This window comes from Streptomyces sp. NPDC006655 (genome assembly GCF_040703965.1).
Lineage (GTDB): Bacteria > Actinomycetota > Actinomycetes > Streptomycetales > Streptomycetaceae > Streptomyces.
The window spans coordinates 25,319-50,281 of the sequence record NZ_JBEYJU010000030.1 but is presented as its reverse complement, the minus strand read 5'-3'; the positions used below and the strand labels follow the sequence as shown (position 1 = coordinate 50,281).

The following is a 24,963-nucleotide window of genomic DNA, read 5'->3' as shown; positions in this document are numbered from 1 at the left end:
TGCGCCGCCTGGCGGCCCGACCCCCCGGTGTGCATATATGCCAGATTTAGAGCTTTCCGACCGCATCACCCAGTGGCTTCCGAGACACGGCCTGGAGCACGTCCAGCGCCTCTACCAGGAGCTGCGTGACGAGATCGAGCGCGGCGCACTGCCGCCCGGTCACATCGTCACCCATCCCGAACTCGAACGCCGTGTCGTCGCGCTCCGGCACGGGGCATGGCCTGTGGTGACCTGCACGCTGCGGCTGCTGGCCACGGACGGTCTCGTGGAGACGCGGCCGCACCTGGGTATGCGCGTTGCAGTCGAGGGCGAGACGTGGACGGTTGCGGGGAGGGCCGAACGCGAGCCGCTCGGCGTGTTCGTCGAGCGGATCGTGCGGAACCGGCTGGCTGAGGGGACTTACCCCCCGCACACGCGTATCCCGTCCCGCCAGGTGCTGGCAGATGAGTTCGGTGTGTCGGACAGGACCATCGGCACCGGTCTGCAACCGCTGGTCACGGCAGGGCTGCTCGTCGTATCAGACTGCCGGAAGGCCGGGATCAGGGTCAGTGGTCTCGTCAGGACGACGCCACGGGCTGATCTGCTGCGCCTTTCCGGAGGGTCGACGCGCCTGTGCCCCCGCAGCACGAAGTACCCCCTCGGGGAGGCGAGCCGGACGCTCGCCGAGTGGAGCCGGGATGCTCGGTGCGTCGTCTCCTACAGCGTGCTCAAGGCCCGGGTACGAGGGCTCGGCTGGGATCTCACGAGGGCCATGACAACACCGGTCAGGGGTGTCCCCCCGGAGCAGACCCCATGATCCCGCCCCACCCGGCCGACGGCCCCCGCCCGCCGGCCGGACACACGAACTCGATGGCCGACGTCACCGTGTACGGGCCCAGCGTGCAGGCCGGCAGCATCGGTCAGTTCCACTTCCACGCGCCGCAGTTCACCCCGCCCACTCCCCGTCAGCTCCTGCCGGTGCCCGCCGTGTGGACGGACCGGACCCACGACCTGGTCCAGCTGGCGGCCGCGGTCGACCGCATGTCCGCGGACTCCGTGCGCGTCATCGCGATCAGCGGTCCCAGCGGCATCGGCAAGACGGCCCTGGCCGGCAAATTCCTGCACGTCGAGAGCGAGCGGTTCCCCGGCGGGGCGCTGTACGCCGATCTGCGCGGCTACGTGCCCGGGGGCCGCGCCTCGACCCCGGAGGTCCTCGCCCGGCTCCTGCGGTCCGTACGTCCCGGCGTGCGCGCCAGCACCGCCGATGAACTCGGCGCGTGGTGGCGGACGGCGACCGCCGACCCCGCCCGCCCGGTCTGCGTCCTGCTGGACAACGCCGTCGACGCCGACCAGGTGCGGGCTCTGCTGCCGGGCGGCACCGGCCACGTCGTCGTGACCACGAGCCGCGCCCGGCTGGGCGGTCTCGCCAGCCACGGCGCCCGGTTCCACACGGTCCGGCCGCTCAACGACGACGCGGCACAGGACTACCTGGAGAACTGCCTCGGCCGTGACCGGGTCGCCGAAGACCACCGGGCCGCGCAGCGGATCGTACGGCTGTCCGCCGGACGGCCGATGGCGCTGGCCGTGGTCGTCGGGGCCCTCGCCTCCCGCAGCGACCAGTCCATGGCGGACGTGACCGCCTCCCTCATGAGCACCCACAGCGCGGTGTTCCTCACCCATCCCTCACTCACCCGTCAGGAGGCGGCTGTGCCCACAGCCCTCAACGACCAGTACCACCACCTGCCGTTCCAGGCCGCCACCGTGTACCGGCGCCTCGGCAGCCTGCCCGTCCGGGACTTCGATGCCCCGCTCGCCGCGGCCGTCGCCGGACTCACCTGGCAGACGGCAGCCGACGCACTCAGCACGCTGCACTCGGCAGGCATGATCGAACCCCTGGAGACCTGGGACGACGACTCGGTGCGAGGGCAGGTCTTCCAGTTCCACGACAGCGCCCGCGAGCACGCCGCCGAGAAGTTCACCCAGGAGGAGCCCACGGACCCGGACGATGTGCTCCGCCGGGCCCTCGACTACTACCTCGACACCGCGACCCGGGCCGAGCGCCGTCTCACCCCCTTCCACCGCCCGCTCGCCCGGGACTACCTCTACCAGCCCGCGGAACCGGTCGCGTTCGACACGGACGCCGCTGCTCTGGCCTGGCTGGAGGCTGTTCAGGCCAGTCTCGATGCCGCGATCACCGCGGCGGCTGACGCGGGGCTGGACTCGTCCGTGTGGCAGCTCACGCATGCCCTGTGGCCGCTCCTGCATGTCCACCACGACTACGGCCTGTGGGACCGCACCCACTCAGTCGCCCTCCGGTCCGCCCGGATCTGCCAGGACCCCATCGCTGAACTGGAGATCCTGGGCACCTGGGCGGGCGGACTGCGCAACGCCGGCCGGCACGACGACGCGATCGAGGCGTACGACCAGGTGCTGAGCCTCGCCCGTGCCGCCCACGACGCGCGGGGAGAGGCTCAGGCTCTCCACGAGCTCGGGGCCACCCACCTCGCGGCGGGCCGTTCGGAGGAAGCCGAGCCGCTGCTGGTCTTGGCGTACCAGCAGCGTGCCGCGCTCGCCCGCGCCGCCGCGGCGAACGGGAACAGCCGGGAGCAGGAGACGTTCGAGAGGGCGGTCGCTATCACCGACGTGTGTCTCGGCCAGGTCCGTCTCCTCCTCGACCGGCCGCCTGCCGATGCGGTCGCCCTCTTCTCCTCTGCCCGCACCACCCTGCTCACGCTCAAGGACTCCATCGACGCGGCCCGAGCGCTGGCCTGGCTCGGCCGTGCTCACGCCCTCAACGGCGACCTCGGCAAGGGCGGCCGGTTCGGGCGGAAGGCCGTCGCTGAGTTCGACCGCACCGGAACGCGCCGCTGGCAGGCACGCAGCCGCGAATTCCTCGGTCAGACCCTCCAGACCGCCGGCCACCACGACGACGCCGCAGCCCTCTACCGGGAGGCGCTGGTCATCTACACCCCCATCAGCCCGCCCGACGCGGACCGCGTCCAGGAGCGGCTGCACGCCCTGTCCTCATAGCCCAGTCGGACACACCTCGGAGGGGAAACACCATGGCGACCGACACGACCGAACTCGATCTGCTCGCGTGGAACACGCTGACCGGGGGGATCGACCGCGACGACCGCGGATTCCACGACTACCGCTTCGAGCAGCAGATCGACTACCTCGCGTCCCTCCCTGGTCTCGATTTCCTGTGGATCATGGAGGGCACCGACTGGCATCTGGGCGACGGCCGCCGTTTCAAGGACCTCGCCGACGCGACAGGTCTGGCCGCGCTCCCGTACATGACCTCCCGTGTCGGGGATGGGCGTAACCACTCCGTCCTGTACTACAGGGCGGAGAAGGCTCGGCTGGTGACGTCCGGCGAGCTCGCCCGCGGGGCCTTCCACCACGGCGCCATGCGCGCGGTGTTCGAGGTGGACGGCGTGCGCCTGCTCCTGCTCGGAGCGCATCTCGCCTACTCCAACGGCGCGGCCCGGTTGGGCGAGGCCCAGTTCCTGGCCGACTACGGGCAGCAGTTCGACAGCTGGCCGGAGGACGGCGTGCTGCTCATGGACGCGAACGGGCCCGACCGGTACGACCCTGAACCGGAGGACTGGTCAGCGGTGCCGCGAAACCTCTGGCACCGCTACCGGAAGATGCTGCCCGACGGGTCGTTCGGCGGATGGGACCTCGATGCCCCGAATTTGTTGATCAGGTCCGGCTGGCGGGACCCGCAGGACGAGATCCCGCTCCGGCGCAAGCCGACGGTCGGCTACTGGTATGCGAACGAGCCGGTGCCCCTCCATCTCGACCAGGCCCTCGTCACCGGCCGGCGCATCGAGGTGCTCGACTACCGCACCCTCGGCGCCCCCCAGAGCTTCGCCCCGGACATCCCCGCCCCGGACTCCCCTGACTCGGACCTCGACCTGACGGGCTTGTCCGACCACCTGCCGTATCTCCTCCGCGTCCGGCTCCACCGAGAACCCGTCGGCGCGACGGGCTGAATCGGGCTGCCGGAACCCCGGACGGCGAGAGCCGTCCGTAGTCACCAGACACTCAACGGACCGCGAAGAGAAGGGGCTGCCCAGCAGTGCCTGCAACACCCCAAGTCTCGTCAGACCAGGGACTGTTCATACCGATTCCTGTGCAGCGCGAGGTCGACACCATGGCCCGTGAAACCGGGATCAGACCAACGATCACGCAGGTCGACACGACCGCCATACGCCTCACTCACGTGAACGGCCGCCTGCGGATCGAAGCCGTTTTCAAACGCAGCAGCAGCGGATGGAAGCGGTCCGACTACCAGCTGTTCCAGGACGACGAGCGACGCACCACCCCGAAGTCCTGGCCGGAGTATGCCGCCCTCCTGGAGCGTCTACCCTCCGATGCCGCCGGTCCGGCGGTACTCCCCGATCTGACGCCGCTCGATGAACAGACCACGCTCCCCGCGGAGATCCTCCGCTGCCTCGGACAGTGCGAGAAGCGGCTGCGCGGCCGGGAAGGCGCCTCCGTCTCCGTCGGACGTGACAGCAAGGGGCGATACGTCCTCGCCATCAGGGGACCGAAAGCGTCCATGCACATGACCTTCGAAACCCAGCGCCGCCACGGCAGGAAGTGCGCCCAGATCGCCCCGAACAACTCCATCCGCGTGGTCACCATAGAAGGAAAGGACCTCACTGAGGAGATCCAGGGCAAGCTCAACAAGGCGCTCGCCCGGCTCCTCTCCGAGCCCCCCGGCGGCGCGGGAACAGCCGAGGCCGGCACCGGCAGCACGCAGGGACCACAGGGCGGCGGCCCCTCGGACCGCAGAGGCACTGTCCTGCGCCTGTAGATGTTTGTGACCGGGCTCCGGACGGTGGGCGTTGGCCACACACGGACGAATATCTGACACGGGCTGGGCCCGCCTGTCCCGGCGGTCCCAGCCCATAGCTCACCCGGCCAGGGGAAGGCCTCCGCCCGATACCAGTAGGCCGAAACGCTCGGCTGCCGCTACCGTCCGCGCGGCTGCTCCGGCCGCGTCCGTCAGCAACGAGGACGGCTTGAGCACGCTGATCGCGCCGTACACGGTGTCCCCCCACAGCACAGGTGCGGCGACCGCGCTCCACCCGGTGATCTCCTCCTCTCCGAGGGCGTAACCGACTCTCCGGATCTCTTCCAGCGATGCCCGGAACTCACCGTCCCCCAGCACGCCGGGCCCGGCACCGGCGGGGACGTCACCGGCCAGCGCCGTGTCGACCAGCGGCGCGGACAGGTGCGCGGCGATCACCCGCCCGGACGGACCGACGCGCAACGACCCGCCCACAGCGACCAGTTCGCTAGCACTGAGCCCCAGGGCTTCCAGGTCATAGCGGCCGGGCGCGTAGTCGGCGAGCACGCGCCGGGGGGCGCCGAACGGGGAGAACACCCACAACAGGGCCATGGCGTCCAGCGCCTTGCTCAGGTGTTCCAGGATCGGGTGGGAGGCTTCGGGGCCCGGCGTGTACGCCATCGCCTGCATGCCGATCGCTGCCGCCCCCGGCCCCAGCCTGTATTTCCCCCCTGGGCCCTGCACGAAGTACCGGCTCGGAATGCCGGACTGCAAGATGCGGTACACCACCGTGACATTGAGTCCGGTGGCCTCAGCGATTTCGCTGGGACCGTGCGCGGGACCGTCGAGGAGCGTGAATGCCCGCTCGACCATCTTCACCCGCCGGGCATGAGCGGTACCGCCCGCTCCTTGTGAATTTGTGGACTGGTCTCCTGCGCTTGCGTTGCTTGCTGCGGTGAACAAGGTGACTTTCCTCGTTGTGCGCGCCGCTTTCTCTGTGAGTCAGCTGAGCGCGACTATCCCCGACGGGCGGGTTCTCCTCATGGCACCCCGCCACGAAGTCCCCACCCCCGAACCCCCGGCTCCCCCTCACCCCCTTGGTTGCGAGATCAACCTCCTCTGCATCGTACATGCGTGGCGCGAAACCACCGGCAAAATTTATACCCCACCAAACCGGGCGTTGCGGGCCTTTGTTGCGTCACGCGAAATGGCTTATTGCGCTACGCGTAAATAGGAGCCGGGAGCGCTGCCCGTAGCTGCGATATTGCGCGTGGCGAAATCAAGCGAAAGCGCATTCCGTTGCGGCAGGCGTAAAAAGTTGACATGGCCCGGTGGAGTTTCATTGACTTCGGTCACGTTCCTAAAGCAAAGCCATTCTGAGGAACGGCGAAATTTCGAACGGGGAAACACGTTGCGCGCACGCAGAGCAATAGGAGCCCTCTCGCTGACGGTGGCCCTGGCGGGCTCCGGTCTCGTCGGCATGGTCGCCACCGCCGGTACGGCCGAGGCCGCCGCGAAGGGCTGCTACGTCACGGCGAAGTCGGCCAACCTCCGGTCCAAGCCGTCCACCAGCTCCACGGCGGTGGGCGTCGCCTACAAGAACAACAAGTGCTCCGAGAAGGACGTCGTCATCCGGGGCAACTACTTCTGGTACAAGGTCAAGATGACCACCGGTAATGCCAAGGGCAAGACCGGCTGGATCAGGGATGACCTCCTCCACACCAGCGCGGACGACCAGCACACATGCATCCCGGAGGACACGGCATGCCACAGCTGACCAAGAGCCCGCGGGCTCGCGCCGGCGCGGTCGTAGCGGCCCTGAGCGTCGCTCTCGTCACGGGTCTGGCCGCCACGCCCGCCTCCGCCAATAGCTCCGGCTGGTGGACCTCCCAGGGCAAGAGGGCCGAAGGCTTCTACAACGCCCTGAACGGCCGTGTCTACGCGAACGACACCAAGAAGGATGGCTACTCCGCGATCACCCAGGTCCGCACCGCGAAGAACGGCTATTTCGTGGTCGACGTCCGGGACAAGGTCGCCAACAACGGCGGGTCCTGGAAGACACCGACGCTGTACGCCGGGGTGCGCTTCAAGATGCGGGTCTGCGTCTACAAGACCGGCGGCAAGCCCAAGCTGTGCGGGTCCTGGCACGAGTTCGACAAGTAGAAGCTGAGGACGAAGTGATCAAGACACTCCTGAGTCGCACCACGGCCGCGGCCGCGCTCGGTCTCGCCCTCACGGCGGGTGTGGGCATCTCGGCGGCCGCGCCCGCCATGGCGGGCGACAGCTTCAACCAGCAGATCACCTGCAAGCGGGCGGACGTTCGCACCAAGGCGAACGGCAAGGGCAAGCACGTCATGTACGTGTACGAAAAGGGCAAGGACTACGGCCACATCACCGGGTCGTGGCTCGACAAGAACGACAACATCACGTACTGGTACGGCACTTGGCACCACGGCAAGACCGCCAAGAAGGGCTTCGTCAAGCTGGCCTGCGCCGACCCGCGCGCCTGACGCCAGGGCAAGGGCAACCAGAACAACGCCGCCGTCGGGCGGGCCCTACACGGGCCACCCGACGGCGTACGTGTCACCGAAGGAGCAATGCCCATGCTCAATTCCACTTGGGTCAGGATGGCTGCGGGCCAGGTCGTACGGGCGGACCGCATCGTGGCCGTCCGCCTGGAGCACGCCGAGGGGCCCACGACGGGCCGGTGGGCCGATCCGGGGAACGTCCGGATCATGGCCTGCCTCGATGTCGCTGAGGCGGACGTGGAGGACGGCGCCGGGCCGTCCTGGTGGCAAGAGGCGGCCGTGTGCTCCCGTGACCGCGGCGATGTCCTGCTCGTGAACCTGCTGAATCTCATGGCGGCGGCGGCCGAGACCTCCGGCGTCCGGTTCATTTACCCGGTCCTGCGGGACGACGACCGGCTCGACCGGTGGACCGCTGGCTCCTCCCTCCCGCTGATCGAGGGGGCAGCCGTCTCCGCGCTCCCGCAGGTCCCGCGCGGGGTGGCGGCCGGCGCCTAGGCCGTCTCGCCACCTCTCTTTGCCCCAACCGACAGACCCGGGGGGCCGCCGGACCTGACCCGGCGGCCCCCCGTTTTCCATGCCTTCACTCCAGGCCGGCGTACGCGATGCTCAGCACGGTCACGGTCTTGGTCTCCTGGCCCACCAGCAGCACGATCGCCAGGTCCCCGGCGGCCCACAGCCGCACCACACCGTCGTCGATGTCTCCGTACGGTTCGGTGGCCGCGATGGGGTCGGTGAGCGCGTCGACTAGGAACCGGGCGACTCGGTCGCGGGCCTTGTCGGGCAGACTCCTGTAGACCTCGTGCTGTGTGGCGTCCATGTAGAGCCGGTGGTTCATGAAGCTACGCGACCCGCCGCTCGGTGATCAGCTCGGTGACGTCCGAATACTCCGGGGGAAGAGCACCGCCGTGCTCCCGCTGGTAGGCGTTGACCTCCCGGGCCCGCTCGACACCGGTCTGCAGGTCCTCGATGACCTTGAGCCACCGGGCGCCGAGCGCTTCCAGCTCGCCGAAGGCGGTGAGGTTCAGCTGCCTCCAGAATTCCATCCGCATGTCCGGCGTCGGAAGAGCGTGAGCGATCGCGTCCGGGGTCCACTCCCCCTCGCTGAGGTTCACCGCCTCGCGCATGGTCACCGCCTCGTCCGTGGTCGCGCTGTGCCCGGCTCCGGTGGAGCCCGGGCCTCTCCCCCAGCGTAGCGGTGGCGAGGTCCCCCGCGGGAGACAACCGGTGGGGGACCTCACCCTCGGCGGCTACCTGCCGCCGCCCGGCGGTAGGGCCGGGCGGCCCCGGCGCCCCGCCACGGCGCGGCTGCCTCGGGTCTCGCCTCGACCGTGGGCGGGCTCCCCTCGTTCTGCCTGCACCGTGTGCTGAGTCTGGCCGTTTGGCGGGGCACCGGGGATGACCGTGAGCACGATCCGGTACGCGGGCGTATCCGGAGTGGTCTGCCGGTTCCGCAGTCGGCGCGGCGCGTCGACGGCGACCGGGACCGGGTACGCGGCCAGTGCCAGCCGGATCAGCTCGGCGACTTGTTCCTCCTCCTCGACCGTGGCGCCCATGATCCGTACCTCCGCCATCAGCCGGTCACCGCCTGGTGGCGGGCTGCCAGGGCACGGCTGTGCTCGTCCAGGTATTCGTTGATCGCCTTCTGGTCGTGGCCGAGGGCTTCGGCGGTGACCCAGGCAGCGAGCCAGGCGGCAGCCAGGAGGAGATCCCAGGAGTCGGCGGCTGCGTGCTCGTCGCGGACCCATCCGGTGACGAGATCGAGGATGTCAGCGCGGACGGCGCTGTCGCGCTCGTCGTCTTCGGCCTCGCCCAGCCGGGTGGCGATGTGGGAGGCGGCAGCGACGACGGTCGGGTCAGGGCTGCGTTCGTTGCCCGCCGCGGCGATGACCTTGCTGACGGTGTCGGCCTGGATGGTCAACCACTCGCTGACGCGGTCGGGTCCGTTGAGCAGGGTCAGAGCCGCCACGGTCACTTCGGACAGGGCCGCGACCATGGGCGCGACGTCACGGCGGACGTCGGCGCCGGCGAAGTAGTCGCGCATGTAGTCGAGCGCGATGCGCATGCGACCGGTCGCAGACACGACATAGCCGTCCAGGTCCCGGCTGCGGCGGAAGTCGTTGGCCGCGAGGGCTCGAATCAGCTGGAACGCCAACAGCCGTGCGCCGATGGTCTGTTGCGGGGTGTGGCCGGAAGGATGTGAGGTCACGCGGGGTCTCCCAAGGGAAGTCAGGCGAAGGGCCTGGTCACGTCGGCCCCGGGCCGTGCCGGGACCAGGCCAGAAGTAGCGGAGGGCCCTGCCCGCCGTCAGGCGAGGCCGACGACGGTCATCCGGGCGCCGAACAACAGGTCTGCGCGGCCCACGGCGAACAGTGCGGAGAGGTCACCGGTGCCCGCCTCCAACTGCGTGGGCGGCACCGAACCGGCCGGGGCGGTCAGGAAGATGACGCTCTGGTGGTAGTGCGCGGCCGCGAGCCACGCGGCCGGCGGGGACCAGGGACGGGACGGCTGGTACCAGCGGCCGGTGCCCTGCCGCTCGATGTATGACAGGCCGGTGCGGTCCGCAGCGATCGACCACTCCGGCAGCGTGCGCGCCTGCTGCCGGGACAGGTCGAGCGCGGGAAAGCCGTCCGACAGCCGGTCGGCTCGGAATCCGAGGGAGCCGTGACGGTGCTTGGAACCGGGCTGTAGGTAGAAGAGGGGCGCACTGTTCGGCGGCGCGGTGAACATGTAGTAGTCCTCCACCGGCACCCTGTTGCGGCGGTGCTCCTTGGGCGGGAGGTCGGCGGTGTCGACGCGCAGCCCGCGACGGCGCCGCTCCAGCGTGAGCTGTGACCAGGACCAGACCCGGGTGTGCCCGCAGGCTTCGTGTGTCCACACCGGGAACGTCATCTCCGTGACCGGTTCGCCCGGGTGCTGGACCTCGCGGAGCGCCAGGCCGAGGTGAACCTCCGGCTCCCTGGTGACGTCGATGGGCTTGTCACACAGGCCGCACATGATCTTGTCGGCCGCGTCGGGGCGTCCGTGCTTCTCCGCGTGCTCGACGAGCATGCTCAGCTGCTCCGTACCGAGCAGTTCCTCCGCACCCCACGCGCAGAAGTAGCCAGTGCCGGCGGTCTGGGGCCGGTACTCGGTGGGCCCGGCGGCGTCGTCGAAGCCCATCCGTTCGCGCTGTACGTCCTGCTGGGCTGCCTGGTAGCCCTGGCCGGTCTGCTGCTTCCGTCGGCGGGCGGCGTTCTTCCGGGCCTGGTTGCTGTCCGTCATGGTCGGCTCTCGTTCTCCGGCGCACGCGGTCCCGTGACCCGGGCACGCCTGAAGGACAGAGCGGACCTGGAAGCGGACTTCGTCATCTGGTGCTGTCGATTCCCGCGGGGCGGGTTCGGGCTGTCGTCGCCGTCCGGGTCACGGGCCCGGACTACTCGGCCATGGTCGTCGCAGCATGGCGACCTCGTTTCAGGCTAGCGGACCTCAGCCGGTGTGCGGGCCCAATTCCGTCCGGGTCTGGGGGAGGTGAGCGCGGCCCCGGCCGCGTGAGCGCCGCAGCAGCTCATCCCGCACGTACTCGCAGCCCTTGAGCGCGGACCAGCCGGTGACCTGGTCCAGCGGGCGGTCCGTGTCGGCCAGGGCCCACGACTCGGCGGCGGCAAGGTGCATCGGCCGCTTGCCCGCCCGTTCGGTGTCCTCGACGATGCGCTTCCGGTCGTCCCCGGGGTGGCACGGGACGATCAGCCGTCCGCGGGTCACATTCCGTACCCGGGACAGGACACGCTCCCACTCGGGCGCGTCCGCAAGGTCTTCGTCGGTCAGACCGCTGACCCTGCGCTCGCCCAGCGGCACGGTCGGCCGCACCCGGCGGTTGAGCAGTGCCTTGCCGGTGGCCACGTCGATGACGGCGACCTCGATGACTTCGGTGGTCTCCATGTCGGTCGTCGGTGTGCCCGAGGACCTGGTGCACAGCACCACCGGGTTGCCCGTCGCCAGCACCTCGCGCGCCCACCGGGCTTGGCGTCCCCATCGGGTGCCGCCCACCTGGATGTCCGCCCGGTGCCGGGCGGCCTGCGGGTCGGCCCGGAGTTCGGCGGCGACCTGCTCACGCGTGGGCCCCTCCTGGTCGCCGTGCGTCCAGTCCAGTTCCCACGCGCCGGTGCGGTCGTCGTGATAGGCCCAGACCTCGACCTGGTGGCGATCGGCGAGGCCGGCGGCGAAGGCATGGATCGCCTCGGCCCTGCTCGGTACCCGGCTGACGTACTCCCGCAGGGGACTCGGCTCCCCGGCCCGGACCGCGCGGACCTCCTCCCACGGCACGCCGGGCAGATCCCGCAGGGCCTCGACATCGCGCGTCACATACAGCGGCACGTCGATCCACCGGCGGCGCCCGACCTGGGCCTGCGTGAAGGTCTTCGGCTGGACCCATCCCGCATCGACGACGTACTTCCAATCCGTCGGGTACCGGATCTCCAGCAGTCCGGCCGCCTCGTCGCCTCGGATCAGCCGGTCGCCCGTCACCTGCTCGCAGAGCTCTTCGTCCGCGGCAAGCTCGTCCAGGTCGGCGGTCGCGTACCGGCCCCCCTTGCCCGTGCTGATCCGCCCCGCCTGGGCGGTCTTCTCCAGCTCGTGAACCGTCCAGCCCAGCCGCCCGGCCGCCTCGCCGGGCGGGAGACTCACCTCGACCCACGCCTGCCACTCGGCCTCACGGCGAGCCGTCTCCGCCTTCCGGGCCGCGATCAGCTCGGACAGCACGGAGCGGGCCTCCTTCGACTCCCCCAGGGCCCTCGCGTCCTTCACCGAGTACAGCGGGTGCCCCTTGTACTCGTCGACGACCCTGAGCCTCGACCGCTCAGCGAGGGGCGGCACGTCGGCCGCCTCGACCGCGAGTCCGGTCAGCTCGGCCAGCATCTCCGCAGTACGCCGGGAGCCGAGACCTTCGCGGTCCGCGATCCCCTCGCGGATCACCTCGACCCGCTGGGCGATCTCGTCGGCGACCTCGCGCGACCACCCGCGCGACTTGTCCCGCGGCGGGATCAGCCCCAGCTCCAGCCCCCGGGTCACCATCCCCGGCGAGATGCCGAGCTCACCCGCCAACTGAGTTCCGTTGACGACCCGAGGACGATCCTCAGAAGTCGCTCCGGCCGTCACTTCAACGGCTTCCTGATTCACCTTGCCCCTTCCAGAGAAACAACCTGACACCCAATTGAATAACACCGACAGATACAGCAGCGCAAGCAGAAAAGACACTCTGCAGTAAACGCGGAACGAGAAGGCCGAAATAGAACGTGCGGCATAATAACGTTATTGGTCATGACCCTTTCGCTGTTTCCTCCGAAAAAAGGGTGACACCCTTGGTTGGCCAGTGCTTCTTGATGCCCTGACGGACGATCGCGCCAAAGGTGATCACGTGGGCGCCGAGCGCCTGGCGCCGTTCGCGCTGTTCAGGGCTGAGCCCTCGCAGGTTCCCCAGCCCCTCGGCCAGGATCACCTTGATCCAGGGCTCGCTGATCCTCCATGCCGCCGTTCGGGCTTGCCAGACCAGGTCATAGTCAAGGGTGCACGCGAACGCGGCGCTGAAGTCCTCGCCCGGCCGTTCGGACCCAGGCCACATCCCGGGCAGCGTCAGGGCGACCCTCTCCTCTTCCGTCAGGGGCTCCCAATCCCGGGCAAGGTCGGGCTGGGCCATGCGGCCTCGGAGGCACGCCTCCGCCAAGTGGTCTTCCGTTGGCCATTCAGTAGGGCGACGAAGCTCCGCCTCAATCCGAATGGATTTCTTCTGCGCGGAAGTGGTGGCACTTTCCAGGGAAAGGCGACGCCACGTCTTTTCCGCCTCCCTGTATGAGCGGGCGGTGCTACTGATCCTCAGCGCCAGGTCCGGCGACATGTGAATGGTGACTCGCTTGGTTGCTGCCATACACTCATTAAACAGCCCACACAAGCATCACGCCAATAGAGTGGCGAAATCCGCCCTCCATTGGCGCGTTTATTTGCGTCTGAATTTTCAGCTCTACCGCTTGGGGGGCAGCACCTCGTCGGCAAGCCGTCCGATCTCGGCGACGGGCAGCGGCAGGAAGGCCTTCCGCTGGCGGCGGAGGTGGCGAGCCAGGCGGCGGGCCTCCACGATGGTCACCCCGTCGAACACGAGAGAGCCGCGGCGGCCGACACGAGCACCCTGCACGGCGATGATCGGCTGGACGTCGACGACGACGTGGCGCCGGAGGGCAGCGGCGGCCGACCGTGCCTCCCCCTTCACTGTGTCGACCGTCTTGTTCTGGGCGTAACGCCCATACCAAAGGGTCCGGCCGTCCTTGCTGACAGCTACTCGCGCGTCCTTGACCTGCCAGTTCTTCGTATCAACGTACGCGATGCCCCAGTGGCCGATGGCAAGATGATCAAGGTTGGCTTTCCGTCCGGGGATGGCCCGGTCGTGGAGGATGACCGCCCCGCGGCGGGCCAGCGGGGCGAGGATCCGAGCCGTCTTGCGCTCGCCCTCGGCTCCGGACCGCCAGGCCTTCACGTGCTGGGGGGTTGCGAACGATCCGCACCACGCCATGATCACCGCGAGTGCGGAGACGTGCCCGTACAGCGGGACACCCGTGGTGTGCCAGCCGACCCACCATTCCAGCAGGGCCGCGATGACAAGTACGACGGGCAGGCCGAACAGGAACCTGCGCCGGGATGCGGTCCGCCAGGACCGAAGGCGCCGTTCGTACTCGTTCTGCGCGGACTGGCCGGCGCCGACGCGGATCGCCATCGGTGTCTCCCCCCTCGTGGTCGGTGTGTCAGGAAGCGGCGGCGGACGGCAGTTCGGCCGCCCACTTCTCGGTGGTCACGACGATGACCTCCTCGGCGCCGACCGTCCTCAGGACGCGCAGGACCTCAGCGGTCCACTGGATCGCGGTCGCGGGGTCGTACGCGCCGGGGTACTTGGGCGACGGCTTCGCAAGGTGCTTCCAGCAGAAGTGACCCTGGCGGGCAAGCCGCAGAGTCTCCTCCCGAGGAGCCTGCTGCTGGTGCCGACGCTCGGCGGCCTGCAGATACAACGCCATGGCCATCGCCCAATGCCCCATGCGCAGGTTCAGGTAGGCCCGAACGGCGAGGACGTTCACGGTGTACGGGTGGACGGGGCCGAAAGCGTCGTCCAGGGCGTCTTCGAGGTCCTGCGCCGCGACGGCGGCCGCGGCCAACTGCCCTGTTGCGTCTGCGCCCTTCACCTGCTCGAACATCTCCCGGAACTCCTCGGGCAGCGGAGCCATCCAGTCGACGACGGGGGCGGCCGGCGCGGGGATCACGGGCTCACCGGTCGGCGGGGGGAGGGATGGTTCACCCGCTGGCGCGGAGTACACCGGGGCGGGTGCCTGCGCTGGAAGGGCAGGGGCCGGAGGGGCAGGGTGCGGGGCCTCCAGCGGAGTGACCGCGCCGTCGTAGTCGACGATCAGCGGCCACACGCTGCCGTCTGGCTCTTTGGCGTTGACCCGCACGGGATGACCTCGGCGGGCGGCCCGTTCCCGGACATCGGCCAGGGCAGCTTCGCGAGCGTCCTGGCCGTGCAGCTTCTCGACCGACTGTCCGTCCACGCTGGCCTGGTCGTCCTCGGTGATGACGATGGTGTAGACGGGGGTCAGGGGGACGGCGTCCAGGTCTGTCACAACGGGCATCGGCTCTTCCTTACTGCTCCCTGTGCAACCGGTCGGGGTCAGTCCGGGTGGCTGCACAGCGTCTTTGGGTGGCGTCGAGTTCGGCGGGCAGTGCGGCCGCCGGGGGCCGCAGGGTCCGGCAGACCGCGACGCGCCACGGGAGGCTGTCCGCGAACTCCTTGGTCGAGTTCACGGACAGCACCCCGTGGTCGGGAGGTGACGGCGGACGGCCCTCGCCTGGCTGCTGCTAGCGACCGGCATACGGGTTCTGCGTCGCCGCGGTTTCCGGCTGGCCCTGTGCCGGGACTGCTGGCTCCTGCGTCGCGCTCTGGGCCGTGGCGTACGCCTCGCGGACCTTGGCCGGTACGGGTCCGCGGTCCGGGACCTCGTACCCGTTCGCCTTCCCCCACTCGCGGATCCGCTTCGTCTCCGCGCTGTCCGTCTTCGCCTTCGTCTTGCTGCCCTTACGGCCGCCCGCCTGCTTGACGCGGGCAGCCTTCAGCAGCGGGGCCAGCAGGTCGGTGTACTCGTCCACGTGGACGGTGCTGAGGTCGATCTCGTAGTCCTTGCCCAGCCAACTGAATTCGACCCGCTCAACGCCCTCGGTGGTCTCCTCGTCGAGATCGTCGACGAGGATCGTCCTCTCAGCCATCCCTTTGTCTCCCTTTTGCTCTGCCTAGATCGTCTCAGAGGGCTCTGACACCGGACACCGGTTATCCGCCCTTGGGGAAGTAGGGGGGCGCCCAACCTACGTACGTGGAACCCCACTTGGACTCGATGTCGGTGGCCGGGACGATGGAGATGTGCCCCGGGGTGCGGATGTCGTTCGACGCGATCTGGCCGTTGCCGACGTAGATCGCGACGTGCCCGGCCCTGCTGCTGGTCCGCCAGTACATGAGCGCTCCGACCGGGGGGTTCCTGTCCCGGTTGTGCCTCATACTCATCGGCATCTCGTAGTAGTGGTCTATGGCGTACGTCGTGCCGCTGAAGTTCCATCCGTACGCCTGCGAGACGAAGGCCAGGCACTGGCGGTACCAGTCGCTGGAGCCGCTGTCGGCTTCCTGCTGTGCCCACTTGATGGCGTCCGCGGCCGAGCGAGGGTTCTTCACCTCTGCCGGCCAGGGGGAGTCACCGTCGTGGAAGGCGGTGCCGGGCTTGGCGGTGCTGGTGTCGTCGCTGTTGTCGTTGCACCGGGTGGTCGGGGTCTGGCCTGTCGTGTCCCCGGTGTCGCCGGAGGCGTCGGCGGTCGGCTGGTTCCCGGTGGCCTTGCCGGTCCGGTCCAGGTTGATCCCGGCTTCCTTCGCGATGCTGCGGGCCTCGGACTCCTGGCCGTCGTACAGGCTCGGGTATGCCGAGTGCTGAACAGCCTGGGCGGCCTCGCCAAGCCCCATGCTCTCCCAGTTCTTGTCGGCGAGCCCCTGCGGGCTGCCGTCCTTGTCACCGAGGAAGAACATGCGGGCCGAGTAGTGCGGGTCCATGATCTGGGCCTTGGTGCCCCAGCCTGAGGACGGCCGCTGCTGGAACAGCCCCACCGAGTCCTGGTCACCGTGGTCCAGGTTGATCAGGGTCGATTCCTGCAGGGCCGTCATCAGGCCTATGAGCGTGGCCCGGCCGGGGAGACCCGCCTTGGTCGCCTCCTGGTCGATGATCTTGGCGTTGGCCAGCTGCTGGGCGTGCAGCCCGTTGGTGTCGTCGGTGCCCCCCGTCTCGGTGCCATCGCCGTACTCGGTGTCAGGCTGTCCGGCACTGCCGCAGGAAGAGGCGGATGCCTGGCTGCTTCCGGCGATGCCGCCGACGATCCCGAGGGACAGAAGCAGGACGAAGAAGAGGATGGCCGCGGGGACGGCGAGTTTTATCGCCGCCCCGCGCCGCGCCACCCCCGCGGCCATGAATGCGGCCTGGCGCGAGTCCACTGATCAGACCCCCAGCACCCGCGACACACGCCAGTCGCTTCCGCTGTGCGTGAGTTCGGCCTGCAGCACGATCGTCTTGTCGTACTTCTTGTAGCCCTCGACCGAGGTCTGCACCGTGACCTTCCGCCACACCCTCAGCGGGGTGTCGACGGGCAGCCCCTGGGCGGCCTTGCCCACGTCCACGCCGGTCACCGTGGACACGCCGCCGTTCGACACCAGGTCGTTCCAGAGCTTGTCGTCGTTGCCGATGAGGTTCTTCGTCAGGGCGTCCGTCATCCAGGGCGCCGCCCGCTCGACGACCGTCTCGTGCTTCAGGTCGACGGGCGGGTTGCGGGCCAGGTAGACGCGCGCCCACCCTTCGGCGGTCTTCTCCGGCGTGCTCAGGTCCACCGCCACGGAAGACGAGGGGGAGGGCGAGGCCGGCGCGCTCGGTGTGGAGCTCGCGCCGCTCTCCCCGTCGTCCGTGACCGTCGGGGTGGGGCTGGTGGCCACCGTCGTACGCCCGCCGTCATCGCCCTTGCCCCACCAGTGGGTTGCGGCGAAGCCCGCGCCGAGGATGACAGCGATGATGACGGCCGCCCCCGCGGCGGTCATCGGCTCCCTGCGGCGTTCCTCTTCCAGGACCTGACGGGTGTTCACCCGCTGCTTCTGCCGGTGCTCCTTCCGGGCCCGGCGCCGTTCCCGGCGCTTGCCCTTGCGGGTCTCCTCCGGAACCTCGTAGTGCTCCTTCAGCAGCTCCCGGAAGTCCGCTGCGGTACGCGGCTTGTCCTTGTCGTCTGCCACTAGTTCCCCCTGCGACGGATCCCCGGCACCGCCAGGCGGCGCCCGCGGTTGCGGGATCCCCGGTTGTTGCTGGTCTGCGGACGGCTCGGGTTCGGCCCGGTCGACCCGCCCGGCCGGTTCGGCGTGCTGCGGATGACCTCACCCTTGATCACCTTCGGGGCCGAAGCGCCGGTCCTGGGACCGTGCCGGAAGGTGTAGTTCGGCGAGTCTCCCGACTCGGGCCGCAAGGTGGAGGACGGCCGGGCGGTGGACGTCTGTGTGGACTGCGCGGCCGCGCGGCCGCCGTTGGCGGAACCGCTCGACGCTGCGGTCTGAGTGCCGCTGGCACCGGTGCCCGCAGGCAGGGCCGGACGGGAGGGTGCTCCGGTGACCTCCGCCGGGCGGCGGCTTCCGGGGATCGCCTTGGCCGGTCCGTCGGCCACCGAGCGGCCGCGGGCGGGGGCAGTCGACGACGGCAGTTCCGGACGGCTGGTGAGCGGGCCGACTTCCCTTCGGCTGGAGCTGCCGGGCAGCGATGCCTGGGCTCCCTGCGCGGAGGGCAGCGGCGGCATGGGCCGGCGCGGGACACCTCCGAGCGCGCCGGGGCTACCGCCTCCGGGAAGCTGGGGCACCGCGCCGCCTTCGCCGCCTCCCCCTCCCCCGCCGCCGCGGCCGCGTCGCGGCAGCCGGGGCAGCCGCATGCGGGACAGGGCACCGAGGCCTCGGCCGGTGGCCTTGGTCAGGCCCCATCCGGCCTTGGCCGCGCCACGTGCGGCAAGCAGACCACCGATCGCCATCGCCGGACTGGTCATGCCGGTCACGCCGGTGATCGACTCCATGATGGACTTGAAGCGGAACGCGACGACACCAGTGGCGATGCTGATGCCGGCGGCGGGGATGTAGCCGTACTGGCCCATCATGGTCGTCGACGCGGTGGTGACCACGAGGACCGCGCCGAGCGTCATAGTCGCGACACCGCTCTGCAGGCAGAACCCGATCAGGAAGTCGAACCACCTCATGCCCCACTGCCGGGGCCGGCCTGGGATGATCCACAAACAGGCGAAGATCACCCCGGACAGCAGCAGCATCAATGCCCCGAGCAGTGAGGCCAGGGATGCGAACGCCAGGGCCAGCACCAGGGCGGCGAAGAAGACGACGCAGATGAGGGCGGGGACGGCCACCATGATGCGGCCGACCGGCTGGTGCCCGTCGATCCAGTTATTCGAGTCACCGCCGACCTGGTCTCCGCCTACGTGGTCGTTGAGCCAGTCCTTGCGCTTGCTCTTGCTGATGCCCTGGTCAAGCAGATCCTTCCCGTACTTCTTGCACGCTTCGAGACTGCCGAACTCACTCACACACCAGGGCGTCACGACATACGCCCGCCAGACGGCGTCGCTGGACTTCCTGAGCATGTTGTCGCGCTCGTTGTCGCCGTAGGTGGTCTTGTGGCCGAGGTCGATGGGCTCCTTGGTGCCGTCCCCGATGCCCGCGCTGGTCGCGTTCATCGCAACCGAGGCACCCACGTTGCGGACCGAGTCGATCCCGTTCACCCAGGTCTGAGGAGACGTCAGCAGCGAGATCGAGAAGATCGCCGAGACCGCGACCCATCCCAGCTGTCCAAGGCTGGAGCCCGCCGCCTTGCGGTGGTTGGCCCACGCGACCAGGGCACCGATAGCCATCGCGGAGGGCAGCAGCGTCGTCGTGAGGGTGCTCGCCGCCCCGCCGATCGACTTGGTCATGGCCTGTTCCAGCGGTGGAATGCTGGTGACGTTGAAGATCCACTGAACGAGGAGGACGCACGCGGACCCGACGGTGGCGGTCAGACCCATGCAGATGTCGGCCGGGACCTCCATGATCGGGTCGAGCACGTCCCACATGCCGTAGTCGCTGTCGATCTGGAAGAGGAGCGGGTTGCCGTACTCCTCGTAGAGGGTGCCCTGTCCCTTCGTCCACGGGATGCTGGGCGAGGGCAGGAGGTCACCGACGCCGACCGGCGTGATGTCCTTCGCCCATGCCGACTGGGCCGTGACCATGAGCGTGACGTAGATGCCGAGCAGGGGAATCAGCAGGGTGCGCTTGCGGGGCATCCGCAGGTTCTGCAGCCAGATCAGCAGCTTGAGCACGCTGAACCGGTAGGTCTTGCGCTCCAACACGGTTCATCCCCTCATCAGGGCGTCACGGACTGGGTTGCCGTGCGCGTCGTCCGATGCCGCGATGTCCTCGGCCTGGTCGACCAGCCACTGGTCGCCGTCCTTCACCACTCGCAGCGCACGGCGGGACGTCGTGGTGCTGTCGGGCCAGACGACCTTGTACTCGACCAACACGCCGGTTCCCGCCGGGTGTTCGCCGATCGCTGCCACGGATACCGGGCTGCTGGCCGTGACCGCGCCGGTCTCCGCCCGGTCGGGCCCGCTCGCGGTGGGCGTCTGCTTCGGCTGGACGACCGACCCGTCTGCCCGCTGCAGCGGGGGCACCGTGCTCTCGCTCGGCGACGGGGTGGGGCTGGCCGTCTCGGTCTCCGTGTTGTCGGTGACGCACTGCTGGACGGTTCCGTGGCGGTAACGCTCGGTCCTCATCTGGCAAGCCCGCTGCCAGTCCTGGTCGTTGACGGTCTCCTGGTACTTCTGGGCGAACTTCACCGCGGTCGCCGCGGTGTCGCCGCTGCTCTGGCTGCCCGGGTTCTTCGTCTTGCCGGTGTCCGACGAGCATCCGGCGATGACGAGTGCCGCGACCGCCACCGCGGCCGCCGTGACGGCGCGCTTCAGCTTCATACGCCCACCCCCTGCGGTTCCTTGGTCAAGTTGGTCCCTGCGGCGCCGTCGTCGATCTTCGGCGTCGTGCTCAGCAGCGTCAGCAGTTCCTCCGACGGCACGTCGAACTGCACGGTCGCCTTCTGGAACCGCCGGTCGCGCATGATCGCGTGACCGTGGCGGACCTCCTGTGTGACGTCCACGCCGATGGCCTGGATCAGGGCCCGAGTGTGCGGGCCGACCGGGAGGTCCAGCAGGGCGGCAAGGGCGTCCTGCTGCTCGGCCGACGTCAGCTGGAATCCGAACATGGTCGTGATCTGCTCGATCAGGCCGGTCAGCTTGGCGAACGACTCGGGGTCCTGGGTGTCGATGACGAGCGCGGTCTGAAGGGCCCGGCCGACCCGGGCGAGGTACTGCAGGAAGCTCGACCCCTCGCGCGTGGCGGTCAGCACGTGCACCTCGGGCACGGCGATGGCCTTGCGCAGGCCGCGCAGGTCCTTGCGGCCGGCCATCGAGATACCGAAGGCCAGCATCGAGTGGACCAGGGCGACCGAGAGCCGCTGGTGCACGGACCAGTCGTCGCGGTGGTCGTCGGGGCTCGGCAGGGTGATGCCGGGAATCTGCACTACCCAGATGCCGGGCTCGGTCCTCATGAGGGCGGCCCCGGACGGCTTGCCCATGAACGGGGCTCCGAGGCTGGTCTGTGCCAGTTCGTGAAGGGCCTCGCCCGTCTCGCGGGCCAGGTCGTCTGTCGAGCGTCGCAGGTGCTCGATGACCTTCCAGGTCTCCGGGTCGCCCTGGGCGATCACCTCGTTGACCGCGGACTGGATCGGTGTCTCCGCGCCGCGTGCCCGCAGGTGCTGAGGCAGCGCGATGCCGAGTTGGGCGGGGACCTCGGTCTGCGCCCGCTCGGCGCTCTCCCCGGACAGCAGGGTGAACAGGTCGCAGACGCCGGCGTACTGGCTGCCCGCCTCGACCAGGTGGGCGTTGAGCCCAAACCGCTGCCCGGCGGCGACCAGTCCTCCCATGTCGCCCTTGAAGTCCAGGGCCAGGACCCAGCTGCCCCGGAAGGCCGCGTCCAGCAGCATCATCATCAGCGCGGTCGTCTTGCCTCGACCGGACCGTCCGATGAGCGCGGTCGTCGTGGCGTCGCCCCTGGCCGAGCCGCCCGTCAGGTCGTTTCTCACGACGCCGGGAGTCGAGCCGGTCAGGTATCCGATGATCGGGCCGTCGTCGTCGCCGACGGACGCGCCGCCCCAGAACCAGCTCCCGGCGAAGGCGCTCACCGTGCGGATGTGGGAGAGGTCGGGCACCCGGACCTTGTCACCGGGCAGGGACTCCAGCCACAGGTCCCTCTGCTCCTCCTCCCCCACGGAAATGTCGATCCCCAGACCGCCGTAGAAGCCGATCACGGCGTCGATCTTGGAACGGAGGTCGTGGAGGGACACGTCGCTGCTGATGACCAGCCGCGGGTGATCCTCCATCAGCGTCACGTCCTCGCGCTTCATGTCACGCGAGAGCGCCGCCATGACCTCCTCGGTCTCCTCGATCTCCAGCGCTGTCTCACCAGCGCTGTGCTTCGCCGCCGACTGGCGCTGTTCCTTGGCCAGACGGCGGACCTCTTCGATCTGCTTGAGCGCATCGCGGCGGTGCAGCACCCTGAACCGGATCGACGCCTCGACGTTGACGGGAAGGATCTGGACGTCCGGGTCGACGCCTTCCTCGTCGTACTCCGGGACGTACGTGATCTCCGAGAGGGCCCGCAGCCACTCCCCCGGCCCCGGGCTCTCCATCTCCTCGGGGAAGCCGTCCAGGGTCAACACCGCGGTCCACGCGGCGACTTCGCCCTGCGCGTCGATGACGCGCACGTGGTCGGGGTACGGCAGCACCCGGCCGCGGGTCAGGTGGGCCAGCTTCGCGCCGGTGATCTGCCCGTTCGCGGTCGGCGTGGGCAGCTCGGTGACCCGGTGCTGCTCGCGCGCGATCATCCAGGCCAGCATCTCAACCGGGGCCGGCTGCGCCCTCCATGGCGTCGCCTCCAGCTGGCGGCCGAGCCTGCGGGCAAGGGCGTCCAGGCGGGCGAGTTCACGTTGAGGAACGGATGTCGAGCTGAGGCCGAAGGCGTCCTGAACGCCGCTGCGGCCGCGGGCCTGCGCGTGACCGGCCCGCTCCTGGATGCGTACGCCGAGCAGGAGGTGACGGGACGGGAGGGACAGGTCGTCCAGGCGCGCGATGCGGACGTCCGCCCATTCCTCGAAGTTGCCCGCCGAGAACAGGCTTTCAGCCTCGCCCCGGTAGTCCTCGGCGTTCAGCGGGCTCCACAGGATCCGCAAGTGACAGTCGTGTCCGGCAAGGATGCGGGCGAGCGCGCTGGACGCCTGGTCGTGCTCGGTGTCTCTCGCGGACTCGCTCATCAGGTCGGTGTTGCTGGCGCCCAGCACGTACCACGCCTCGGCGTGGGTCTCGGTGACCAGGACGCCGTCCGCGAGCGCGACGTAACGCGGCGGCGGCGCCGCGCGGTCCCCCGCGACGCCCAGAAAGCGGCCGATACCCCTAGCGATCTTCATCCCCGTACCCCTCTTCTACTGCTTCTTGCTGGGCGTCCGCTTCCGTGCCCGGTACACCGCATCGGGCCCGTACAGCCGCGGCCGGACGTCGAACCGCGTGGGCCGCCCCGCTGTCGGGCCCGGCTCGCTCCCGCCGAAAGCGCCCTCGAAGATCCCCATGCCGGGCAGGTCAAGGAACTTCTCGACCCGCTCTCCGAGCCTGGCCCGCAGCGGGAGCCATTCGACGCGTTCCGCGGCCCGGCGGCCGCCGTTGACGATGGGGCGGTGTCCCACCGTCAGGTAGCGGACGGTCAGGGCCCATCGGGTGAGGTTCCAGCGCCGTTCGTTCTTGCGGCTGCGCTGTGCGCCGTAGTAGGTGATGACGGCGGGCGGCGCGAAGTAGAGCGTGAACGTCAGCTGGCTGGGCATCCCGAACAGCAGCAGCAGACCCCCTGTCCACACTGCGTAGATCGCCGCGCCGGTGACCAGGAGGCGGCGGGACGGGCCCTCTCCAAGGTCCATCCCCAGGATTTCGTGCTGCCTCGTTTCAAGATCGAAATGCCGCGTGTAGGTGTGCCCGAGCCGGGTCATGCGCCCGCGACCTTGTTCCAGATCTCGACGAGCATGTTCTTCGTGGTGTCCGTCGCGAAGACGAAGCCGGCCACCACAACACCCGCCAGGATGTGGCCGATCAGTTCGCCCCACTCGCGCTTCGCGTAGTGCCCGATAGCACGGACCGCCAGGATGATCAGGAAGGCGTTCCCCGCGATCAGGAACACCCAGACCTTCAGGTCGGCGCCTGAGGTCAACGCCAGGTTCATGCCTCTTTCCCCTCGTTCATTGCGTGCAGACGGAAGCTCACGACGCTCCGCCGTGGACCTCTGCGACCTGCCAGCGCTCGGCGGCGGCTGAGGCCACCCGGGTCAGCTCGACCCGGTAGGTCTGTGTGAGTTCGGCACCCGAGACGTCCCAGACAACGACCGCGGTACCGGTGCGGTCGCTGCCCGTCCCCTTGTCGACGGTCCAGCTCTGGATGTCGCCGAGGTTCATGCCGGTCGGCAGCGGCGGGACCGTGGCGCCCGGGGCGGTGACAGTGTCCGCGTCGCCCTTGGAGTACTCGGTGAAGAACGTCTCGACCGTGCCCTTGGTCTGGTCGGCGAGGACGACGTCGCTCTCCACCGTCGTCTGGTCCGTGACGGACGGGCCGCTCGTCGGTACGCCGACGATGCCGGGCTGGCCGGTGACAACGATGCGCCCGGATGTGTAGAGGACGGGCACTTCCAGGCCCATCCACTTCTGCTCGGCCGGGGCGGCGGTCTTGTTCTTTCCCGTCGCCGGTTTGCCAGGGACGCTCACCAGGACGTCGACGTGCACCCGGGCCCGCTTGTCGCCGAGATCGGTGACGGTGCCGGGCAGTGTCGCGACAACGTTTTGCGTCCCCTTGCCGTTCCACCCCGCGGTGGTGTCGTACCCCTTGGGCATGTCGCGCGCGAGGGCCTTGGCCCGCGCGTCGCGGTCCGACTCGTCCCACGTGAGGTACGAGCGCGAGAAGCGTCCGGCGATGGCCTGCGCCTCCTCGACGGGATACGTCGGCCCTTCCTTCACCTTGACCGTCGTCGGTGCTTGGGGCTGGTCCGGCCAGAACCAGGACCTGACGCCGGTGACCGCGGCCAGCGCGACGACGCCCCACAGGACGACCCGGCCGAACTTGGCCAGCGCCTTGGCACCGCTTTTCTCGTCCTCGATGCGCCATGGCGCGGCGGCTTCGCGCGTTTGCTTAGGCTTCGTCGCGACAGCGGTTGCTGTGGCGGCGGCCGTCTCGCCCTGGAGGCGTTGGCCTGCGGCCGTCCAGCGCTGCACACCCGTGGGCGCCACCGATGCAACCTTTTCGGACGCCCGTTCGTCTTCGGTCTGAGGCTCGGGCTTGGGCTTGTCTCGGGGTTCGGGCAGGTTGAGGACCTTCCACATGATGGTCTTGAACGTGCTCATCCCCTAGTGACCCTCCCCGCGATAGGCCCGACCGATTCTGGACAGTACGCTGTCCGTTACTGATCGTCAAAAA

General features: G+C 69.3%; 28 protein-coding genes. 8 read left to right on the top strand and 20 right to left on the bottom strand.

Annotated elements, in window-relative coordinates; genetic code table 11:
- The first annotated feature begins 37 nt into the window (after nt 1-37).
- The 4 genes from AB0958_RS19470 (at nt 38) to AB0958_RS19455 (ending at nt 4,804) form a co-directional block, all read left to right on the top strand.
- Nucleotides 38-796, top strand: a complete 759-nt coding sequence (locus tag AB0958_RS19470; RefSeq protein WP_366891687.1) for a GntR family transcriptional regulator — start codon at nt 38-40, stop codon at nt 794-796.
- Complete coding sequence (locus AB0958_RS19465; RefSeq protein WP_366891686.1) at nt 793-3,009, top strand: tetratricopeptide repeat protein; 2,217 nt, start codon at nt 793-795, stop codon at nt 3,007-3,009. Before AB0958_RS19470 ends, AB0958_RS19465 begins: the two co-directional genes overlap by 4 nt.
- A 32-nt stretch (nt 3,010-3,041) precedes the next feature.
- A complete protein-coding gene (locus AB0958_RS19460) occupies nt 3,042-3,977 on the top strand; it encodes a hypothetical protein (protein WP_366891685.1) in 936 nt (311 codons plus the stop codon).
- Nucleotides 3,978-4,138: 161 nt separating this feature from the next.
- Nucleotides 4,139-4,804 carry a hypothetical protein gene (locus AB0958_RS19455; RefSeq protein ID WP_366891684.1) on the top strand — a complete coding sequence of 222 codons (666 nt, stop codon included), beginning with the start codon at nt 4,139-4,141 and terminating at the stop codon, nt 4,802-4,804.
- Between the two features lie 99 nt (nt 4,805-4,903).
- On the opposite strand, the gene AB0958_RS19450 is transcribed toward AB0958_RS19455, so the two are convergent.
- Entirely contained in the window at nt 4,904-5,659 is a 756-nt protein-coding gene (locus AB0958_RS19450) for an IclR family transcriptional regulator (RefSeq protein ID WP_366891683.1), read from the bottom strand.
- A gap of 532 nt (nt 5,660-6,191) precedes the next feature.
- Between AB0958_RS19450 and AB0958_RS19445 the strand changes: the two genes are divergently transcribed.
- The 4 genes from AB0958_RS19445 (at nt 6,192) to AB0958_RS19430 (ending at nt 7,803) form a co-directional block, all read left to right on the top strand.
- Nucleotides 6,192-6,557 (top strand): SH3 domain-containing protein, encoded by a 366-nt coding sequence (locus AB0958_RS19445; protein WP_366891682.1) that lies wholly within the window; start codon nt 6,192-6,194, stop codon nt 6,555-6,557.
- The gene (locus AB0958_RS19440; RefSeq protein WP_366891681.1) at nt 6,545-6,943 is read left to right on the top strand and encodes a hypothetical protein; all 399 of its coding nucleotides are present in this window, start codon (nt 6,545-6,547) and stop codon (nt 6,941-6,943) included. The genes AB0958_RS19445 and AB0958_RS19440 overlap by 13 nt, the downstream gene beginning before the upstream one ends.
- A gap of 14 nt (nt 6,944-6,957) precedes the next feature.
- Complete coding sequence (locus tag AB0958_RS19435) at nt 6,958-7,290, top strand: hypothetical protein (protein ID WP_366891680.1); 333 nt, start codon at nt 6,958-6,960, stop codon at nt 7,288-7,290.
- Between the two features lie 93 nt (nt 7,291-7,383).
- A complete protein-coding gene (locus AB0958_RS19430; protein WP_366891679.1) occupies nt 7,384-7,803 on the top strand; it encodes a hypothetical protein in 420 nt (139 codons plus the stop codon).
- 85 nt (nt 7,804-7,888) lie between these two features.
- Here AB0958_RS19430 and AB0958_RS19425 read toward each other — a convergent pair whose 3' ends face one another.
- From AB0958_RS19425 to AB0958_RS19335, 19 genes are all read right to left on the bottom strand, one after another.
- Nucleotides 7,889-8,143, bottom strand: coding sequence for a hypothetical protein (locus tag AB0958_RS19425; protein ID WP_366891678.1), 255 nt, complete (start codon nt 8,141-8,143; stop codon nt 7,889-7,891).
- 4 nt (nt 8,144-8,147) lie between these two features.
- Nucleotides 8,148-8,432, bottom strand: coding sequence for a hypothetical protein (locus AB0958_RS19420; RefSeq protein ID WP_366891734.1), 285 nt, complete (start codon nt 8,430-8,432; stop codon nt 8,148-8,150).
- Between the two features lie 123 nt (nt 8,433-8,555).
- Complete coding sequence (locus AB0958_RS19415; RefSeq protein WP_366891677.1) at nt 8,556-8,879, bottom strand: hypothetical protein; 324 nt, start codon at nt 8,877-8,879, stop codon at nt 8,556-8,558.
- Nucleotides 8,879-9,514 (bottom strand): hypothetical protein, encoded by a 636-nt coding sequence (locus AB0958_RS19410; RefSeq protein ID WP_366891676.1) that lies wholly within the window; start codon nt 9,512-9,514, stop codon nt 8,879-8,881. The genes AB0958_RS19415 and AB0958_RS19410 overlap by 1 nt, the downstream gene beginning before the upstream one ends.
- A gap of 98 nt (nt 9,515-9,612) precedes the next feature.
- Nucleotides 9,613-10,569, bottom strand: a complete 957-nt coding sequence (locus tag AB0958_RS19405) for a hypothetical protein (protein ID WP_366891675.1) — start codon at nt 10,567-10,569, stop codon at nt 9,613-9,615.
- A gap of 204 nt (nt 10,570-10,773) precedes the next feature.
- Complete coding sequence (locus tag AB0958_RS19400; protein ID WP_366891674.1) at nt 10,774-12,387, bottom strand: hypothetical protein; 1,614 nt, start codon at nt 12,385-12,387, stop codon at nt 10,774-10,776.
- A gap of 214 nt (nt 12,388-12,601) precedes the next feature.
- On the bottom strand, nt 12,602-13,207 hold the full coding sequence (locus tag AB0958_RS19395) for a hypothetical protein (protein ID WP_366891672.1): 606 nt from the start codon (nt 13,205-13,207) through the stop codon (nt 12,602-12,604).
- A 93-nt stretch (nt 13,208-13,300) separates the two neighbouring features.
- Nucleotides 13,301-14,047: a nuclease-related domain-containing protein gene (locus AB0958_RS19390; protein WP_366891671.1), complete on the bottom strand. Its 747-nt coding sequence runs from the start codon at nt 14,045-14,047 to the stop codon at nt 13,301-13,303.
- Nucleotides 14,048-14,075: 28 nt separating this feature from the next.
- Complete coding sequence (locus AB0958_RS19385) at nt 14,076-14,951, bottom strand: hypothetical protein (RefSeq protein WP_366891670.1); 876 nt, start codon at nt 14,949-14,951, stop codon at nt 14,076-14,078.
- A 10-nt stretch (nt 14,952-14,961) separates the two neighbouring features.
- On the bottom strand, nt 14,962-15,123 hold the full coding sequence (locus AB0958_RS19380) for a hypothetical protein (protein WP_366891669.1): 162 nt from the start codon (nt 15,121-15,123) through the stop codon (nt 14,962-14,964).
- 54 nt (nt 15,124-15,177) lie between these two features.
- Entirely contained in the window at nt 15,178-15,582 is a 405-nt protein-coding gene (locus tag AB0958_RS19375; protein ID WP_366891668.1) for an Lsr2 family protein, read from the bottom strand.
- 61 nt (nt 15,583-15,643) lie between these two features.
- Complete coding sequence (locus tag AB0958_RS19370) at nt 15,644-16,843, bottom strand: peptidase M23 (RefSeq protein ID WP_366891667.1); 1,200 nt, start codon at nt 16,841-16,843, stop codon at nt 15,644-15,646.
- Nucleotides 16,844-16,846: 3 nt separating this feature from the next.
- Entirely contained in the window at nt 16,847-17,626 is a 780-nt protein-coding gene (locus tag AB0958_RS19365; RefSeq protein ID WP_366891666.1) for a hypothetical protein, read from the bottom strand.
- A complete protein-coding gene (locus AB0958_RS19360) occupies nt 17,626-19,758 on the bottom strand; it encodes a hypothetical protein (RefSeq protein WP_366891665.1) in 2,133 nt (710 codons plus the stop codon). The genes AB0958_RS19365 and AB0958_RS19360 overlap by 1 nt, the downstream gene beginning before the upstream one ends.
- Nucleotides 19,759-19,761: 3 nt before the next feature.
- A complete protein-coding gene (locus AB0958_RS19355; protein ID WP_366891664.1) occupies nt 19,762-20,376 on the bottom strand; it encodes a hypothetical protein in 615 nt (204 codons plus the stop codon).
- Nucleotides 20,373-22,922, bottom strand: a complete 2,550-nt coding sequence (locus AB0958_RS19350) for an ATP-binding protein (RefSeq protein ID WP_366891663.1) — start codon at nt 22,920-22,922, stop codon at nt 20,373-20,375. The genes AB0958_RS19355 and AB0958_RS19350 overlap by 4 nt, the downstream gene beginning before the upstream one ends.
- Nucleotides 22,923-22,937: 15 nt before the next feature.
- Nucleotides 22,938-23,423 (bottom strand): hypothetical protein, encoded by a 486-nt coding sequence (locus AB0958_RS19345; RefSeq protein ID WP_366891662.1) that lies wholly within the window; start codon nt 23,421-23,423, stop codon nt 22,938-22,940.
- Nucleotides 23,424-23,488: 65 nt separating this feature from the next.
- The gene (locus AB0958_RS19340; RefSeq protein ID WP_356313628.1) at nt 23,489-23,722 is read right to left on the bottom strand and encodes a hypothetical protein; all 234 of its coding nucleotides are present in this window, start codon (nt 23,720-23,722) and stop codon (nt 23,489-23,491) included.
- Between the two features lie 37 nt (nt 23,723-23,759).
- Nucleotides 23,760-24,890: a conjugal transfer protein gene (locus AB0958_RS19335; protein WP_366891661.1), complete on the bottom strand. Its 1,131-nt coding sequence runs from the start codon at nt 24,888-24,890 to the stop codon at nt 23,760-23,762.
- Nucleotides 24,891-24,963 lie beyond the last annotated feature (73 nt).